The following is a 16,844-nucleotide window of genomic DNA, read 5'->3' as shown; positions in this document are numbered from 1 at the left end:
AAAATTGCTACGAGCGTTGCCCTTACCGCCCCGTCAACGAGGTCGTTTAGGCAAACGTTTGAGCCGATCCGCAATATGCGCCTTCGCAGTAACCACTGTCAAGCGACGATTGTTGATTTTTACGGACTCAGGGACCTGTTTGGAACCTTACGCTCTGATGCCTTCATGCGCGATTGGGTTATCCGGCGCAGAACGTGGCAGGATAAAGAGATGTCGCAGGATGGAACGAACTCGACGGGCGGCCGACAGAAGCCCGCCTCGCTGGCAACGATCGCGAAGCATGTAGGGCTTTCTGTTGCGGCAATTTCGCGCGTTTTGAATCAGGCACCTGCTGCGAAGTCGATTCCCAAAGCGACGCAGGATCGCATCTTCGCCGCGGCCGCTGAACTGAACTATCGGCCGAACGCGCTGGCGCGCTCGCTGCGTCACGGACGTTCGCATACCGTCGGCGTGCTGGTTCCGGAGATGAGCGAAGGCTACACGACGCTGGTGCTGTCGGGTTTGGAGCAGGGGTTACTGCAGTCGGGGTACTTCTACATTCTGGTCAGTCATCATCATCGGCCTGAGTTGATCGCGCGTTCGCAGGCATTGCTGATTGAGCGGTCGGTAGACGCGTTGGTGGCGATCGATACGATTCTGGAGTCGCATCTGCCGGTGCCGACGGTGACGATCTCCTGCCCGGACGAGCAGGAAGGCTACACGAATATAGTGCTGAACCATCGCCGCGCGGCGGAGTTGGCGATTGGGCATCTGGTGGGAATGGGGCACCGCAGCATCGCGGTGATCAAGGGCCAGCCCTTCAGCTCGGATACTGCGCCGCGTTGGGACTCGATTGCTGCAGTGGCTGAAGAGCATGGCATTCAGATTGACGAGCGTCTCGTCTCGGAGCTTGAAGGAGATGGGCCCTCGCACGAGCCCGGATATTTTGCAACGCAACGACTGTTAGCCGCGGGCGTCCCGTTCACAGCGTTGTTTGCGTTCAACGATGTCTCGGCGATCGGTGCGATTCGCGCTTTGCGTGAGGCGGGGCTCCGGGTTCCGCAGGATGTTTCCGTGGTGGGCTTCGATGACATTCAGTCGGCAGCGTTCCAGAATCCTGGCTTGACCACCGTGCGGCAACCGCTGAAGACGATGGGCATGCTCGCCGCTGAGACGGTGGTGCGGCAGATTGGCACGCAGACGGATTATGGCCACGCGAAGCAGTTGCAGGTAGACCCCGAACTGGTCGTGCGCGACTCGACTTGCCCGCCGCCGAGGAAGAACTGATGGCTGCGAAGCGTTTTGGCATTGTGGCTGCGTTGCCGCGAGAGTTGGCGTTGCTCGTCGGGAAGCTGAAGCCCGACGCTGTTTCGCTCGAACAGGGCATTGCACGCTATGAACTGCCGAATGCTGTGGTGGTCGCCGCAGGTATGGGCGCGGGCCGGGCGATGTTGGCGGTGGAAGCTTGTGGGGATGTGGAAACGCTGATCTCCGTGGGGCTTGCGGGGGCGTGTTCGCCGAGACTCATGCCCGGAAGCGTGGCCGAGGCGCGCGTGGTGCTGGACACGCAAACGGGCGAGCGGTATGGTGCGGCGTCGACCACGGATATTGTGCTGGCGACGACGCCGGTGATCGCAAGTGTGGCGGAGAAGGCGCGGCTCGCGCTGGCGTACGACGCGGCGATGGTGGACATGGAGGCAGCGGCCGTAGCGCGATTGGCACGAACGCGCGATCTTCCGTTTCGCGCGATCAAGGCGATCTCTGACGCGCATGATTTTGAGCTGGAAGGACTGTCGAAGTTCGCCGGACCGCGCGGCGAGTTTCGCACCGGAGCGTTTGCGCTCTACACGGCGCTGCGTCCGGCGATGTGGCCGAAAGCGATCAAGCTCGGCGGCGACTCGTCGCGTGCGTTGAAGGCTTTGACCGCGAAGCTGCAGCAGGTGATTGCAGAGCCGTAGCGCGGTATCCTAGAGACGATGGCAGACGCAGTGGCTCAGACGATGAAGGCCGCGGTTTATCGCGGCGTGGACGATGTACGAACCGAGGTGGTCCCGGTTCCCGAGATTGGCGCAGGCGAAGTGCTCGTGCGCATCGATTCGTGCGGTATTTGCGGCACGGACCTCAAGAAGATTCACACTGGCTCGCACTCAGCGCCGCGCGTGTTCGGTCACGAGATGGCCGGAACGATCGCCAAGGTGGGCGAGGGCGTGAAGGGCTTCGCTGTCGGCGATCGTGTGATGGCGTTTCACCACATTCCGTGCGGCGAGTGCTTCTACTGCCGCAAGCAGACCTTTGCGCAGTGCGAGAAGTACAAGCTGGTGGGTACCACGGCGGGAGTCGGGGCGGCGTCAGGCGGCGGGTTCGCGGAGTACATCCGCGTGATGGATTGGATCGTCGGCGATGGCGAGAAGACTGCCGGCCTCGTGAAGATTCCCGATGACATTCCGTTCGAGCAGGCGGCGTGGATCGAGCCTGTAAACACCTGCTTCAAGGCGATTCGTCTGCTGAATCTGGAGGCCGACGACACGGTGCTCGTGATCGGCCAGGGAAGCATTGGCATTCTGCTTGCGGCGCTGGCTCGGCAGACCGGTGCGACCGTGCTGACGAGCGATATGTACGCCGAGCGTCATGCCGTGGCGGCGCAGTACGGTCTCGATCATCCGCTGGATGCGCGCGGCGATGTCGTGAAGGCTTGCAAGGAGATCACCGAGGGCCGCGGTGCGGATGTGGCGCTGGTGGCAGTGGGCGCAGATAAGCTCATCGCGCAAGCGATGGAGGCGATCCGCCCGGGCGGTCGTGTGATGCTCTTTGCCTCGACGCAGCATGGCGAAGCGATCTTCGATCCTGCAGCGGTTTGCATGGATGAGAAGACGCTGATGGGTTCCTATTCGGCGTCAGTGGCGATCCAGCAGGACGGCATCGATCTGGTCTTTGAGGGGTATCGCTCGGGCAAGCTCGATCTGACGAAGCTGATCTCGCATCGCTTCACACTCGATCAGGCGGCTGAGGCGATTGATCTGGCGTCGAACCCGCAGCCGGGGTCGATGAAGATCTTCCTGAAACCCTAACGTTCGCGACGAAAAAGCAGGATGCCCGCGATGAAGATCGTGGCTCCTGCGCCCGCCATCAGGAAGATGGCGTGACGATACGCGGCCTGAACCACAGGCGGCGTTGCGCGCGTGGAGTCCAGGCAAAGCGCACAGCCTTGTCCCCAGGATTGGGCTGCGTGCATGAGCAGCACGAAGCCGACAATCCAGAGATACTGCTGCGAAAAGCGTTGAATTGCGCGACTCACTGGCCGAACTCCAGCAGCGCGAAGAGGAAGATCCAGAGCAGTCCCATCGCGTGCCAGTACCAGACCGAGCAATCGACCCAGATCTGTCGCGTGAGCAGCGAGCGCCCCTTCTTCAGGATGACCATCGCGGTGACCAGTGCGCCGATGCCGATGGCAAGGTGAACGGCGTGGGCCACAGTGATCAGGTAGAAGTAGTGGCTTGAGGGGTTGTTGCTCGCGTAAACGTGCTGCATGGCAAGCTGCTGCCAGGCGATGAACTGTCCGGTGAGAAATAGCGCGCCCAAGACGAGCGTCGCGGTGAGCCACAGGCCTGCTCGCTTCGATATGGGCTTACCGAGACCAATCCATTCTTCGAGCGCGTCGTGCTCGCGAAACATGCCTTCGCGTGCGATCTCAGCGGTGACGGAGGAGAGCAGCAGGAAGGCCGTGTTGATCCAGAGCACGGACGGCAGCGTGATCGGCAGCCACTCATTGATGTAGTGGTTGTAAGCGTCGAAGTGGCCGGTGGAGCGCTGCACGAAGAACGCGCTCACGATGGCGACGAAGAACATCGCATCGCCTGCAACGGCAACGAAGAGCCCGACACGGGCGGAGCGCAGGCGCTCGCGCGGTCCGCGGCTGCCTTGCGGACGGGCGTTCCAGTTGTCGCCTTCGCCATTGCCGCCGGTCTTCTTGTCGATGGGCGGACGGCGTCCGTTGCCTCCATCGTGCTCGCGCGGCTCTTCGGCTTCAGGGCGGTGGCGAATCTCCGGCGGTGTCAGGACGGTAGGCATAGCGTCACTCTCAGATTACTCCGCTTGGATGCGGGTTGTGGGCGATTCGCTCCACTGTGGGGTGAAGCTTTCGCCATCGTCGCTGTAATCGCACGGTTCGCGGAAGACGCGCGTCAGGCCATGAGCTTCAGCGTTCCATTCGAGCGTCGTGGCGTTCCACGGATTAGCAGGAGCGGGTTTCCGTTTGGCCAGCGACCAGATCACGTTGATCACGAAGAGCAGTTGCACGGTAGCGAGCATCAGCGCTGACGCAGAGATGTGTCCCTGCATCGGCATGGTGCTGGCAAGCAGCGTGGCTGCGGGGCCGGGCATTCCGTTGAGCTGTGCGTAGTGCCGCGGCTCGCCGGTAAGGCCGGTCAAATGCATCGGCAGAAAGGTCGAGTACGCGAGAAGGATCGACAGCCAGAAATGCCACTTGCCGAGGCGCTCGTGGAGCATGGTGCCGAACATCAGCGGGAACCAGTAGTAGATGGCGCAGAAGAGCCCAAAGGTCGCGGCCATGCCGAGGATGAGGTGGAAGTGCGCGACGACGAACATCGTGTTGTGCAGATACTCGTCGAGGATCGGCTGCGCGAGGACCGGACCGGTCAGCCCGCCTGCGATGAAGAACGAGACGAAGCCGAGTGCGAAGAGCGCGGGCGTGGCGAGTCTCATACGCGATCGCCATGCGGTGGCGAGCCACGAGAAGACCTTGGCGGTCGACGGGATCGCGATGGCAAGCGACGAGATGGAGAAGATTGTTCCGGCGAAGGGGTTGAGCCCGGCGACGAACATGTGGTGTCCCCAGACGATGATGCCCAGCAAGCCGATCAGCAGCGTCGTCACGATCATCATGCGATAGGCAAAGATGCGGCGATGCGCGAAGTTCGCGAGCACCATGGATGTCATCCCCATGCCCGGCAGGATGGCGATGTAGACCTCGGGATGGCCGAAGAACCAGAAGAGATGGAGCCACAACAGTGGCGAACCTGTGCCGCGATGCGCACCCTGCGAGAGAACAGGTGTGCCGTTGATGTAGTCGCTGGCAGGAATGAAGAATGCGGTGTGCAAATGGCGATCGCAGCAGAGCAAAACAATGGCTGCAAGGAGCACCGTGAACGAGATGGTGACGAGCAGTGACGCTGTGAACCAGGCCCACACCGTGAGCGGCATTCGTTGCCACGTCATGCCTTCGCAGCGGCGCTGCACGGTGGTAGTGATGAGGTTTACCGAGCCCATCGTCGTACCGATACCGAAGAGCGCAATGGCAAGCAACCAGAGGTCCATGCCGAGGCCTTGGCCGGGGCCTGCGAGCGGCGTTGTTGAGAGTGGGGGATAGGCCATCCATCCGCCGATGGGAGCGCCGCCTTCCACGAAGAACGCGGCGCAGAGAACGATGAACGCGAGTGTTGTGACGAGTAGCGCCGTGAGGTTCAGGCGCGGGAAGCTCATGCGTATTGCGCCGATTTGCGCGGGCAGGAAGAGGTTGCTGAAGGCTGCGACCGGGGCGACCGTCATCACGAAGAAGAGCATGATGGTGCCGTGCATGGTGACGAGCGCCAGATACTCTTCCGGTTTCACTTCACCGTGCAGGGGAAAGATGAACGTCGGCCATGCAAGATGAATCCGCATCGCCAGCGAAAGCGAGACGCCGACAATGCCCGCGATGAGCGAGAGGAGCAGATAGCCGAAGCCGATGGTGCGATGATGCAGCCAGCTCTTCATCGCTTCACCTCGTGCGCGCGAAGCCATGCAGCGAACTCCTCTGGTGTGACCACGCGCAGGGTAGAAGTCATGCGATAGTGGCCCATGCCGCAGACGTTGGCGCAGAGGATCGCGTAGCTGCCTGGCTTCGTCGCGGTGAAGTGCAGATGTCCACGTTGCCCGGGTGTGGCGTACTGCTTGATGCGAAGCTCCGGCACGCTGAAGCCGTGGATCACGTCTTGTGATTCGAGCGCGAGGTCGACTTCGCGGCCTGCGGGCAGCACGAGCTCCGAAGTTACGATGTCGTCGTTGCTCGTCGGGTCGCTGCGATCAAGGCCCAGCGGATTGCCTTCGCCGGGTGCGATGAACTGCGGCTTGGTCTGGCCGAAGTGAGCGTCCTTACCGGGGTAGCGAAAGTACCACACGAACTGCACGCCGGTGACCTCGACCTGCATCGCATCGGGCGCCGCGCCGACGAAGCGCTGACGTGCCCAAAGCTGTTCGCTATAGATGGCGACCGCAATCAACGCGCAGGCGAAGACGGTCAACGGAGCGTACTCGATGGCGAACTGTCGCCACGGCGTGGCCTTGCGTTTGCGCAGCAGAACGCCGACGAGCAGCATGACATTCGCGACGGCAAACAATACAAGGATGACGTTGAGATTCAGCCGCAGGTAGCGATCAAACGCCGCGTTATTGCCCGCATCGAAGGGCAGCGGCCAGTTTGCGAGTTGCAGCGCTGCCACGGCGATCATGCTGCGATTGTCTCATCCATGCGCGCAGAGTTTAGTGCGCTGCGTCACGGACCATCTCGAGAAAATACTCATGCACGCGACGATCTTCAGAGAGTTCGGGGTGAAAGGTCGCAGCAAGCACGTGGCCCTCGCGCACGAGTGTCGGTGAATCGTCGCGCTTGGCGAGCACTTCGACCTTCTTGCCGATGCGCGCGATGCGTGGCGCGCGGATGTAGACGGTTTCGAGTGGCCCACCGGGGAGCTTCGTGTCTTCCTTCAGGATCACCGAATCGTTCTGGCGACCGTAAGCGTTGCGTTCGACAGCGACGTCGAGCACGCCGAAGGATTTCTGCGTCGGGTTCAGCACTTCCTTGGCGAGCAGAATGCAGCCCGCGCAGGTGCCGAAGACGGGCTTCGAGTGCACGAAGGCGTCGAGCTTGTCGTAGAAGCCTGCGAGCTCTAGATGCCAGAGGAAGGTGGAGCTTTCGCCGCCGGGAAGCACGAGGCCATCGAGCGCATCGAGCTGTTCGGGTTTGCGGATGAGATGCGCGTCGGCACCAAGCTCGGAGAGGCGCTTGGCGTGTACTTCGAATGCGCCCTGGAGAGCCAGCACGCCAATGGTCGGAACCTTCTTCATCTCATCAACCTCAAATGCATAAAGATGCGCGCCTGCTGGGCAAGCGCGCATCGGAAAGCTCGCCCAGGCAATTACCAGCCACGGGTCTGCATGCGGTCCTTCTCTTCGAGCGCTGCGGCTGCGAGGCCCTTCATGTGACCCTTTACCTGCTCGCTCGCGTCCGCGATGATCTTCGGATCGTTGAAGTGCGTGGTGGCGATGACGATCGCGCGCGCGCGGCTGATCGCTTCTTCGCGTTCCTTGCCGCCCGGCGTCAGATCGAGCGGCGTGGCGCCGTCCTTCATGAAGATGCCCGAGCCGACGAAGACTGTCTCTGCGCCGAGCTGCATCATGAGCGCTGCGTCTGCGGGAGTCGCGATGCCGCCCGCGGAGAAGTTTGGTACAGGCAGCTTGCCGTTCTGCGCGACCAGGCGCACGAGTTCGTACGGCGCCTGCAGGTTCTTCGCTGCGTGGTAGAGCTCGTCCTCGCTCAGAGCCGAGAGAGCCTTCATCTCCCGCACGATGGTGCGCATGTGCGTCACCGCATGCACCACGTCGCCCGTACCAGGCTCGCCCTTGGTGCGGATCATCGCTGCGCCCTCTGCGATGCGGCGGAGTGCTTCACCGAGGTTCTTTGCGCCGCAGACGAAGGGCGTCTTGAACTGGTGCTTGTCGATGTGAAACTGTTCGTCGGCGGGCGTGAGCACTTCGCTCTCGTCGATGAAGTCGACGCCGAGCGACTGCAGCACCTGCGCTTCAACGAAGTGGCCGATGCGCGCCTTCGCCATGACGGGAATGTTGACCACGGCCATGATCTCGCGGATGAGCGCAGGGTTTGCCATGCGGGCCACGCCGCCTTCCGCGCGAATCATTGCGGGAACGCGCTCGAGTGCCATGACGGAAACTGCACCGGCTTCTTCGGCGATACGCGCCTGCTCGACGTTCATGACGTCCATGATGACGCCACCCTTGAGCATTTCGGCGAGGCCGGTCTTGAGGCGAAGCGAGGGGCTGGTTCCGTTGTTCTGCGACATGGTGATTACGTTCTCCAAGAGTGTGCGCGGCGTGTGTTCACGCGCTATCGATCAGTTTATCAACTCTGCGGCAAACGCGCGTAGGCCCCGGCGGTGGAGCCGAGGCCTATGCCGTTCGCGGGACTACTCTTTCGGCGCGCCGGGGATGCTGATGTCCAGCGTTGTGACTGGCCCGAGCTTCGAAAGCGGCGGATCGAGCTCGGCGGGGTTGCCGACGACGACGATGGACAGTTTCTCAGGCTGCACGTATTTGTTGGCGACGCGAGAAACATCTTCGGCCGTCACCTTCTCGATGCCCGCACGATAACGCTCGAGGAAGTCGGCGGGGTAGCCGTAGACCGCCAACGTGATCTGTTGCGCGAGGATCTTCTCGGTGTCGTCGAAGCGGAAGATGAAGCTGTTGAGCAGGTCGTCCTTGGCGCGCTTCAGTTCCTCGGGCGAAGGCGTTTCAGTGCGCAGCTCGCCGACGTCCTTGAGGATGGCCTGTGTGGCCGCGACGGTCTGCGCGGAGCGCGTTCCAGCACTGATTGCAAAGAGGCCGGGGTGATCGTAGGCTGCGCCGAAGGAGCCGCCGACTTCATAGGCGAGTCCGAGGCGTGTGCGGACGTCCTGCACGACGCGCGAGCCAAAGCCGCCGGAGAAGATCTCGTTCATGACGCTCAGCGCGTAGTAGTCGGGGTTCGACTCTTCGGTGCCGAGGCCCACGAGGTAGATGTTGGACTGGTTTACATCGTCCTTTGCGGCGAAGTAAATGCCCGGCTTGGCGTCGGAGAACGCTACCTTCGGCGCGGCGAGCTTCTCTCCACGGGGGATGCTCTCGAAAGCCTTGCGCAGCTTGGCTTCGAGGGCCTTTGCGTCGAAGTCGCCGACCATGCCCACGATGATGTTGGAGCCCACGACGGTGCGCTTGTGCCAGGCGTTCAAGTCGTCGAGCATGATGCTGCTCAACGTGGCTAACTGCGTGGTGCGGCCGTAGGGATTGTCCTTGCCGTAGGCGATTTGCAGCGCTTCGCGAACGGCGATGCCGTCGGCTTCATCGTTGCGACGGAGGATGCCGGTCATCGCAGATCGGCGCGCCAGATCGAGCTTCGTCTGCTGGAATTGCGGGTGGCGCAGCAGATCGAGTGCGGAGGCGAAGGTGCTGTCGAAGTCCTGTGTGAAGCAGTTGAGGCTGACGTAGGTCGATGCCTGTCCGCTACCGGTTTCGATCGAGGCGGCCTTCAGTGCCAGTTGGTCATCGAGTTTGTCGCCGGGCGTGGTGGAGGTGCCGGAGGTGCGCCAGCTCTGGCCGTAGAGCGAGACGAGACCGAGTTTGTCCGCAGGCTCATCACGGCTGCCACCGCGAATGCGCATGTACCCGGTGATGAACGGCAGTTCGTGGTCCTCTTCGAGGAAGATCTCGATGCCGTTGGGCAGGGTGAGGTGACGCGGCGGTTCAGGATGGAATGCGTGCAGCGGAGGCGTGACGATCTCTTCCCACGGCGCGCGCTCATGGGGGTAGCCGCCTTCCTGCGCAAGGACGGACGTGGCAGAGGCGATCAACAAGACAGCGGCGAGTGTGCGCTTCATCGGGCACCTCCTTCGACCGCCGGAGCTTGTGGCGCGGTGGGCGCCTTGAACTCGATGCGGGCCACGGTACGGTTGGCCGTGACGAAGGTTTGCTGGGCTACGCGGCGGATGTCGGCCTTGGTTACGTTGTCGATGTCGGCAAGGTCTTGAAACATGGCTTTCCAGTCTCCGAAGCGTGTCTGGTAGTCGGCAAGCTGGCCGGCGAGGCTGGCGTTGTCGCCCAGTGAGCGCAGCAATGCAGCGCGTTCGGACGCTTTGAAGCGCGCGAGTTCGTCGTCCGTCACGTCCTCGGTCTTCATGCGGTCGAGCTCTTTGTGGATCGCGTCAGCGAGTTCCGCGTTGGTATGACCCTGCATGGGCAGAGCGTAGAACGCGAACATGCTGGGATACTTCTGGCCGGGGAAGCCGGTGAAACCTTCAGCCGCGAGCGCGATGCGCTGGTCGCGCACGAGCGAGCGATAGAGGCGCGAGGTGCGACCGTTCGAGAAGATATCGGAGATCGCTTCGTAGACCGCGTCGTCGGGGGAGTGGAAGTCCGGACGATGGTAGCCCTCGATGTAGATCGGCTGCGATGCTTCGTGCAGGACGACGGTGCGCTCGGCGTTCTGGTGAGGCTCGACAGTGGTGAGTGGCGGGGCCAGCGGCCCGGCAGGGATGCGACCAAAGTATTTCTCAAGCAGCGGCAGAGCGGTTTTTGGATCGATGTCGCCGACCAGCGCGACGACGATGTTCGAGGGCGCATAGTACTTGCGGTGAAACTCCATCGCCTCGGTCGCGGTCACCTGCGTGATGTCCGACTCCCAGCCCACACCGGGGCGTCCGTAGGGATGCGCCATGTAAGCGGCGGCGAGAAACTCTTCGACGAGACGACCCTGCGGAGAGGAGTCGATGCGCATACGACGCTCTTCGTTGACGACGTCGCGTTCCTTGTAAAACTCGCGAGCGACCGGCCAGCCGATGCGAGAGCTTTCAAGGTACGCCCAGAGTTCGAGGCGGTTCGACGGCATCGACCAGAAGTAGTCGGTGGAGTCTTCGCTGGTGGAGGCGTTCAGACCTACCGCGCCGTTCGATTCGGCTAGCTCCGAGAACTGGTTCGGGATGACGAAGCGCTGCGCGGCTTCGATGGCTTCTTCACGGGCCTTCTTCAGGCGCTCCAGCTGATGCTGGTCTGGATGCGAGCGGTGGGCTTCGGTTTCGTAGATGCGGTTGAGCTGCTCGACATTGGCGAGCGCAACCTTCTCCTGCTCGTAGTTCTTCGTGCCGATCTCGGTCGTGCCCTTGAAGGCGATGTGTTCGAACATGTGGGCGAGTCCGCTTTGACCTTGCGGGTCATCGACGGAGCCTACGTTCACCGTGGTGTGGAAGCTGAAGACCGGAGCTTCGTGTCGCTCGGAGATCACGATCGTCAGGCCGTTGGGCAGCACTTTCACGGTGGTGCGACCGGCAAGTGCGTCGGCGAAGGGAGCCGTGGTATTCGCGGGCTTCGGTTGCTGTGCGAGAGCCGGTAGAGCGAGTGTCGCGGTCAGCAGGAGAGTCGGGAGGGAGAGAGATCGTCGCATCATCATGTCGCAGTTAGAGATTAGACGGGTACGGAGGCCTTTCTGTCTCGCGTCGCCGAATAGTCGGCGTGGAGCGGGTTTTTCCACAGAAGAGTTGCCATTGGCAAGGTTGATTCTTGCCTTTCTCGTCACCCGACGCGACACTGGTTACGTCCAAGTTATGAAAAATTTGCTGTCCTTCTGCCGGTTTCTTCGGGTTTCTACCGTAATGGCTGCTGCGCTGTTGCCTCTGGCCGGTGCCGGGCAGAAGTACGCTGCTGCCGCCTCCACAACCGATCTGGGTGTTCTGCCCGCGAGTACGCCGGTGAAAGCGCGCGTCTATCTACGGCCGACGAGCGACCGCGAAGCTTCACTGAAGAGCTATCTTGCCGATCTGCAGACGAGTGGGAACGCGAACTATCACCAATGGTTGACGCCTGCGCAGTTCACTACGCAGTTCGGGGCGACCGACGCGCAGTTGACCTCGCTGCATAGCTACGCGGCGAAGAACAATCTTCAGGTGACGAGCGCGCAAGGTACAGGTGTCGCGCTTTCTGGAAATCGATCGGGCGTCGAAGCGGCGTTTGCGCCTGCGCTGCATCGCGTGGCGTTGAGTGGCCAGGAATACGTGGACGCGACGGTTCAGCCGACGATTCCGACAACGCTTGCCAACGACGTCCTGCTGGTGAGCGGCATGACGACCTTGCCGGAGACGCATCCGTTTGCGCTGGTGGCTGATGGTTCTGCTGTTGCTTCGACGGGACGTGGATCCTTCGAGGACCTTGCTGAGGCGATCAACGCCAACACGGCCAAGGTGCTGGTAATTCATTCGGCGGCGACAGCTTCGGAGTTCACCGACAACGAGCAGGAGACCCTGCGGCTGCTGCTGGAGCAGGCCGCCGCGCAAGGCATCACCGTGCTCGTCGACGCTGGTGGCACGACGGCGGACGTGGGTTTGCCGGGAGTCTTCTCGCAGGGACTTGCTGCGGTGACGACGGCGGGAACTGAACTCGGGGTGCTGAGCGAAGAGCCGCGTCCAACCTGGCAAACGGCGAGCGGCTTGCCCGCGGACGGTTTGCGGCATATTCCAGACTTCACGGTTTCGAGCCTTGAGGCGCTGTCAACGACGCTTGAGAGCATTCTCGCGGAGATGCCCTCTGGCTCGCGTCTCGGCAATATCGCGACGACGATCTATGAACTGGCTCCGGAGAAGGGGTTGTTCACGCAGCCGGACGGAAGCTCTACGATCACGCCCGGCAACTGGGAGCCGACGACGGGGCTCGGTACGCTCGACCTCGCAACGCTGGCGAAGCTCTATCCACGCGGGACGAACTCGACCTACACCTCGGTGACGCTGGATAACTCTGGAGCGACCCACGGCCAGAACATCACTTTCAGCTCGACCGTGAAGGACACCTCCGGCAACGGTGGCGGAGTGGTGCCGTCGGGCACCGTCACCTGGACGATGAGCACGGGCGTCACGCTCGGTCCTGTCACGCTCTCCAATGGAACGGCGAGCATCACGACGAACCAGCTCGCGGCGAACTACGCCTACACCGTGACCGCTGCGTACTCGGGCGACTCCACTTATGCGGGGTCGAGCTCGAATACGTCGTTCTCGGTCGGCCCGGAAGAGCTTTCGATCACCGCGACCCCTGCAGCCTCCTCGCCGCTGGGCGGGAAGATGTCGGTGCTGATCACGGCGACGTCGAAGTCAGGCGTAGGAACGCCGACGGGCACGGCGACGCTCGCGCCGCAGGGCACTACGGACACGAATACTTACTCGACGGCGCTTGCCGGTTCGGGCGCATCGACCAGCGCGACGGTGACGGCGCCAGCGGTAAAGGCAGGCAACATCGTGCTGCTGGCCTCGTGCGTGAGCACCAGTTCGGACTTCTCCTGCTACACGCCCGCACAGGTCAATTACACAGTGACGCAGGCGACACCGACGGTTTCGCTGAGCTCCACGGCGAATGCGTCCGCGGGGACGACGGCGTTCACGGTGACGGTGACCGGACTGGGCGGCACCTATCCTGTGCCGAGCGGCAATGTGACGATTGCTGATGGCTCCAGCAGTCTGGGGGCGGCTACGCTCGCAAGCGGTACGACGACATTGACGGTGACTACGCCATCGAGCAGCACGCACAGCTACGTCGCAACGTATCAAGGCGACTCGAATTATCTGAGCGCAAGCTCGAACGCCCAGACGACCACCGGCTCCACCGCTTCCACGACCGCGCTCGCGATCAATCCGACGCAGCCTGCGAGCGGTTCGACCACGACGCTGACTGCAACGGTGGTTTCCGGGGCTACAGGAACGACCACCACCCCGACGGGCACCGTGACCTTCTATCAGGACGGTGCGGCGCTCTCTCCGACGGGTACGCTGGCGGGCGGGGTCGCAACCTTCACCTCAACGACGCTGAGCAGCACAACGGCGCACACCTATTACGCGGTCTATGGCGGCGACTCCACGTACGCGACGAGTACATCGCCCTCCGTAGCCACCGCTGCGTCCAAGGGAACCGCGACGACGACCACGTTGACGGTTTCGCCGAACCCGCCGGTAGCGGGTAGCCTGACGACGCTGACCGCAGCGATCGGGTACACGGGGACGACCGCACCGACAGGCACGGTGACGTTCTATCTCGATGGTGCGGCGCTTTCGCCCACCGCGACGGTTGCTAATGGCGTCGCGGCTTACACTTCGACAACCCTGAGCAGCACCACCGCGCATAGCTTCTACGCGGTCTACTCCGGGGATTCGAACTTCACGACCAGCACGAGTGCGGCGGTCGCCACGGCTGCGTCGAGCGGAACAGCGACAACCACGAAGCTGACCGTTTCGCCGAATCCTCCGGTGGCTGGCAGCCTGACAACGCTGACCGCTGCGATTGGGTTCTCCGGCACGACCGCACCGACGGGCACCGTGATTTTCTATCAGGATGGAGTCGCCCTGACGCCAACGGCGACGGTGACGAACGGCGCAGCTACGTTCACCTCGACGGCCCTCTCGAGCGCGGCGGCCCACAGCTATACCGCGAAGTACTCCGGCGATACGACGTACGCGACCAGCACCAGCGCGGCCGTGACTACCGCCGCGACAAGCGGAACAGCGACCACGACAACGCTGACAGTGACGCCGAACCCGCCGGTCTCTGGCAGTCTGACGACACTGACGGCGACGATCGCCTACAGCGGCACGACAGCCCCGACAGGAACGGTAACGTTCTACCAGGATGGTGTGGCGTTGACGCCCGCTGCGACGGTGACGAGCGGCACGGCGACCTACACCTCTACGGTGCTTTCCGGCACTTCGACGCACAGCTACTCCGCCGCTTATTCGGGCGACGGGACCTATGCGGCAAGCACGAGTGCGGCGGTCTCGACTGCGGCATCTGGAGCCACGACGACCACGACAACGCTTGCCGTTTCGCCGAATCCTCCGGTTTCGGGCAGTCTCACGACACTCAAGGCGACGGTTGTGTTCTCGGGCACGACGACGCCAACGGGAACGGTGACGTTCTACCAGGACGGTGTGGCGCTGACGCCCGCGGCCACGCTGGTGGTTTCGGGCACCACGGCAACCGGCACCTTCACCACAACCACGCTCAGCAGCACGACCGCGCATACCTACTATGCGGTGTACTCGGGTGACTCTACGTACAGTTCGAGCACGAGCGCGGCGGTGGCGACAGCCGCAGCGAGCGGCACGGTAGCTTCGACGACGACGCTGACCTCAAGCGCGAGTTCCGTCAGCTCTGGTGGGAGCGTCACGCTGACGGCCAAGGTTGCGTCGGGTGCGACGAGTTCGACCACGGTGCCGACGGGCACGGTGACTTTTGTTTCCGCAACGCAGGGAACACTGGGTACGGCGAGCCTCGCAAGCGGAGCCGCAAGCCTGACCGTGACGCTGACGACGGCGGGAACGCAGAACATCACCGCGGTGTACAGCGGCGATGCCACCTACGCGACGAGCACCTCCTCGGCCACGGCGGTGACGGTGTCTTCCACGGCCACCGCAAACTTCGCGCTGTCGGTGAGCCCGCAATCGGTCCCGTATGGATCGAGCGTGACGCTGTCGATCGGACTGACGGCGATTCCCACGAGCGGCACGACGGGGCCGGCGGGCACGGTGACCTTTACGCTGACTCCGAACGCCGGCGGATCGAACATCGTTTACGTGGCGACGCTAAATACGACGAGCACGACGACCGCATCAGCGTCGGTGACCTTCCAGGCTCCGGCGGCGGGCAACTACACGGTCACCGCCACCTGCACGGGCACGAACTTCAGCTGCACGGGACTTTCGTCGTCGGCGGGTCTGCTCGTGACGAAGGTGGTCACGGTGACGAACCTCGGAGCGACTCCCACGACGCCGACGGCGGGCGTGCAGGAAACGCTGACTGCCTACGTCGCCTTCGCGTACGCCACGACGAACGCAACCTGCACGGGCGGCGTGACGTTCTACGTCAACGGATCAGCCGTATCGACCCAGCTGCTGAGTTCCAACCAGGCCAGCTACTCGCTGACTGTGCCGACGACGACTTCCTACAAGATTTACGCGATCTACCTCGGCGACACGAACTGCGCGGGCAGCACCTCTTCGGTGACGACGCTCGCGATTCCACCCGCGACAACGACGACCGCCGTTTCGGCGAACTACAGCACTGCCTTGCAGGGGTCGAATGAAGTGTTCACCGCGCTGGTGACCTCGGTGGCATCGACTTCGAACTCGAACCCCGGTGTGCCTTCCGGTACGGTGACCTTCTACGACACCGCAAGCGGAATCCAGACGGCGATCGGTTCTGCCACGCTTACCGCTGCAGGTACGCAGACGGCTACGGCAAGCATCCAGACGACCGGCCTGGCTGCCGGGCCGCATACGATCACCGCTTCGTTCGCGGGATCGACGTACTTCTCCAGTTCCGATTCATCTTCCGTCTCGGTGACGATCCAGGACTTCACGCTGCAGTTGTCGCCGACGAGCGCTTCGAAGACAAAGGGCCAGACTGTTACGGCGCTGGCGACGATCGCCGCGCAGTATGGCTTCACGGGAAGCGTGGTGATGGGCTGCGTGGTGCCTTCGACCTCTTACACGACCTGCACCTTCAGCCCAACGGTGCTGACCGGCGGCGGTGGCATCACGACCATGACGATCACGACGACCGCTGCCAAGGCGGAGTTACGTCACGGACCGTATGACATCGAGTTTGCGGGCGGCGCAGGCGTGCTTGCGATGCTCGGCTGGCTGGTGGGGCGCCGTCGTAAGCAGTGGAAGGGGACCTCTCTCATGTTCTTTGCGCTGGCTACTGTCCTGCTGACCGGCGCGATGGGCTGCACCACGGTGAACTCCGAAGGAACGACGACCGGCTCCGGCGGCGGAACGTCGTCGACCAGTGGAACACCTTCTGGAACGCTGCAGTTCACGATTACGGGTTCTGGAACCGATGGCCGCACCACAAACCATCACACGGTCTCGTACTCCGTCACGGTGCAGTAGCGTCAAACGAGGGTAGAGCGTTACATTGGAACTCTCTCTCCAGCAAGCAACTTCAGGTGCAGCCAGAAATCGGCGGAGATACTCCTTGGTGTGCGGCCGGCGGTTTGCGGCTGAGAAGTG

Annotated in this window: 12 protein-coding genes; 4 read left to right on the top strand and 8 right to left on the bottom strand. The window is 62.7% G+C overall.

What is annotated here, in order from left to right; genetic code table 11:
- Nucleotides 1-210 precede the first annotated feature (210 nt).
- The 3 genes from OHL11_RS15320 to OHL11_RS15310 are packed head-to-tail and all read left to right on the top strand — an operon-like array spanning nucleotide 211 to nucleotide 3,047.
- Nucleotides 211-1,266, top strand: coding sequence for a LacI family DNA-binding transcriptional regulator (locus OHL11_RS15320; protein WP_263372410.1), 1,056 nt, complete (start codon nucleotides 211-213; stop codon nucleotides 1,264-1,266).
- Complete coding sequence (locus OHL11_RS15315; RefSeq protein WP_263372409.1) at nucleotides 1,266-1,937, top strand: phosphorylase family protein; 672 nt, start codon at nucleotides 1,266-1,268, stop codon at nucleotides 1,935-1,937. Before OHL11_RS15320 ends, OHL11_RS15315 begins: the two co-directional genes overlap by 1 nt.
- An 18-nt stretch (nucleotides 1,938-1,955) precedes the next feature.
- The gene (locus OHL11_RS15310) at nucleotides 1,956-3,047 is read left to right on the top strand and encodes an alcohol dehydrogenase catalytic domain-containing protein (protein ID WP_263372408.1); all 1,092 of its coding nucleotides are present in this window, start codon (nucleotides 1,956-1,958) and stop codon (nucleotides 3,045-3,047) included.
- On the opposite strand, the gene OHL11_RS15305 is transcribed toward OHL11_RS15310, so the two are convergent.
- The 8 genes from OHL11_RS15305 to OHL11_RS15270 form a co-directional block, all read right to left on the bottom strand.
- Nucleotides 3,044-3,274 carry a copper resistance protein CopC gene (locus OHL11_RS15305; RefSeq protein ID WP_263372407.1) on the bottom strand — a complete coding sequence of 77 codons (231 nt, stop codon included), beginning with the start codon at nucleotides 3,272-3,274 and terminating at the stop codon, nucleotides 3,044-3,046. The genes OHL11_RS15310 and OHL11_RS15305 overlap by 4 nt on opposite strands.
- Nucleotides 3,271-4,047: a cytochrome c oxidase subunit 3 gene (locus OHL11_RS15300; protein ID WP_263372406.1), complete on the bottom strand. Its 777-nt coding sequence runs from the start codon at nucleotides 4,045-4,047 to the stop codon at nucleotides 3,271-3,273. The genes OHL11_RS15305 and OHL11_RS15300 overlap by 4 nt, the downstream gene beginning before the upstream one ends.
- 15 nt (nucleotides 4,048-4,062) lie before the next feature.
- Nucleotides 4,063-5,778 carry a cytochrome c oxidase subunit I gene (locus OHL11_RS15295; RefSeq protein WP_263372405.1) on the bottom strand — a complete coding sequence of 572 codons (1,716 nt, stop codon included), beginning with the start codon at nucleotides 5,776-5,778 and terminating at the stop codon, nucleotides 4,063-4,065.
- Complete coding sequence (locus OHL11_RS15290; protein ID WP_263372404.1) at nucleotides 5,748-6,485, bottom strand: cytochrome c oxidase subunit II; 738 nt, start codon at nucleotides 6,483-6,485, stop codon at nucleotides 5,748-5,750. The genes OHL11_RS15295 and OHL11_RS15290 overlap by 31 nt, the downstream gene beginning before the upstream one ends.
- Nucleotides 6,486-6,516: 31 nt before the next feature.
- On the bottom strand, nucleotides 6,517-7,101 hold the full coding sequence (gene pdxT / locus OHL11_RS15285) for a pyridoxal 5'-phosphate synthase glutaminase subunit PdxT (protein WP_263372403.1): 585 nt from the start codon (nucleotides 7,099-7,101) through the stop codon (nucleotides 6,517-6,519).
- A 71-nt stretch (nucleotides 7,102-7,172) separates the two neighbouring features.
- Nucleotides 7,173-8,114, bottom strand: a complete 942-nt coding sequence (gene pdxS / locus OHL11_RS15280) for a pyridoxal 5'-phosphate synthase lyase subunit PdxS (RefSeq protein ID WP_263372402.1) — start codon at nucleotides 8,112-8,114, stop codon at nucleotides 7,173-7,175.
- Between the two features lie 123 nt (nucleotides 8,115-8,237).
- Nucleotides 8,238-9,683, bottom strand: coding sequence for a M16 family metallopeptidase (locus tag OHL11_RS15275; protein WP_263372401.1), 1,446 nt, complete (start codon nucleotides 9,681-9,683; stop codon nucleotides 8,238-8,240).
- On the bottom strand, nucleotides 9,680-11,242 hold the full coding sequence (locus tag OHL11_RS15270; RefSeq protein WP_263372400.1) for a M16 family metallopeptidase: 1,563 nt from the start codon (nucleotides 11,240-11,242) through the stop codon (nucleotides 9,680-9,682). The genes OHL11_RS15275 and OHL11_RS15270 overlap by 4 nt, the downstream gene beginning before the upstream one ends.
- Nucleotides 11,243-11,450: 208 nt before the next feature.
- Between OHL11_RS15270 and OHL11_RS15265 the strand changes: the two genes are divergently transcribed.
- The gene (locus OHL11_RS15265; RefSeq protein WP_263372399.1) at nucleotides 11,451-16,724 is read left to right on the top strand and encodes an Ig-like domain repeat protein; all 5,274 of its coding nucleotides are present in this window, start codon (nucleotides 11,451-11,453) and stop codon (nucleotides 16,722-16,724) included.
- Nucleotides 16,725-16,844 lie beyond the last annotated feature (120 nt).

It is taken from the genome of Granulicella cerasi (assembly GCF_025685575.1).
Classification (GTDB): Bacteria; Acidobacteriota; Terriglobia; order Terriglobales; family Acidobacteriaceae; genus Granulicella; species Granulicella cerasi.
The sequence above is the reverse complement of the archived record's forward strand: the minus strand, read 5'-3'. Positions and strand labels throughout refer to the sequence as shown.

Coding starts and splice junctions, on each gene's coding strand:
- OHL11_RS15320 (WP_263372410.1), top strand. CDS start 211: ATGTCGCAGGATGGAACGAACTCGACGGGCGGCCGACAGAAGCCCGCC.
- OHL11_RS15315 (WP_263372409.1), top strand. CDS start 1,266: ATGGCTGCGAAGCGTTTTGGCATTGTGGCTGCGTTGCCGCGAGAGTTG.
- OHL11_RS15310 (WP_263372408.1), top strand. CDS start 1,956: ATGGCAGACGCAGTGGCTCAGACGATGAAGGCCGCGGTTTATCGCGGC.
- OHL11_RS15300 (WP_263372406.1), bottom strand. CDS start 4,047: ATGCCTACCGTCCTGACACCGCCGGAGATTCGCCACCGCCCTGAAGCC.
- OHL11_RS15295 (WP_263372405.1), bottom strand. CDS start 5,778: ATGGCTTCGCGCGCACGAGGTGAAGCGATGAAGAGCTGGCTGCATCAT.
- OHL11_RS15290 (WP_263372404.1), bottom strand. CDS start 6,485: ATGATCGCCGTGGCAGCGCTGCAACTCGCAAACTGGCCGCTGCCCTTC.
- pdxT (WP_263372403.1), bottom strand. CDS start 7,101: ATGAAGAAGGTTCCGACCATTGGCGTGCTGGCTCTCCAGGGCGCATTC.
- pdxS (WP_263372402.1), bottom strand. CDS start 8,114: ATGTCGCAGAACAACGGAACCAGCCCCTCGCTTCGCCTCAAGACCGGC.
- OHL11_RS15275 (WP_263372401.1), bottom strand. CDS start 9,683: ATGAAGCGCACACTCGCCGCTGTCTTGTTGATCGCCTCTGCCACGTCC.
- OHL11_RS15270 (WP_263372400.1), bottom strand. CDS start 11,242: ATGCGACGATCTCTCTCCCTCCCGACTCTCCTGCTGACCGCGACACTC.
- OHL11_RS15265 (WP_263372399.1), top strand. CDS start 11,451: ATGGCTGCTGCGCTGTTGCCTCTGGCCGGTGCCGGGCAGAAGTACGCT.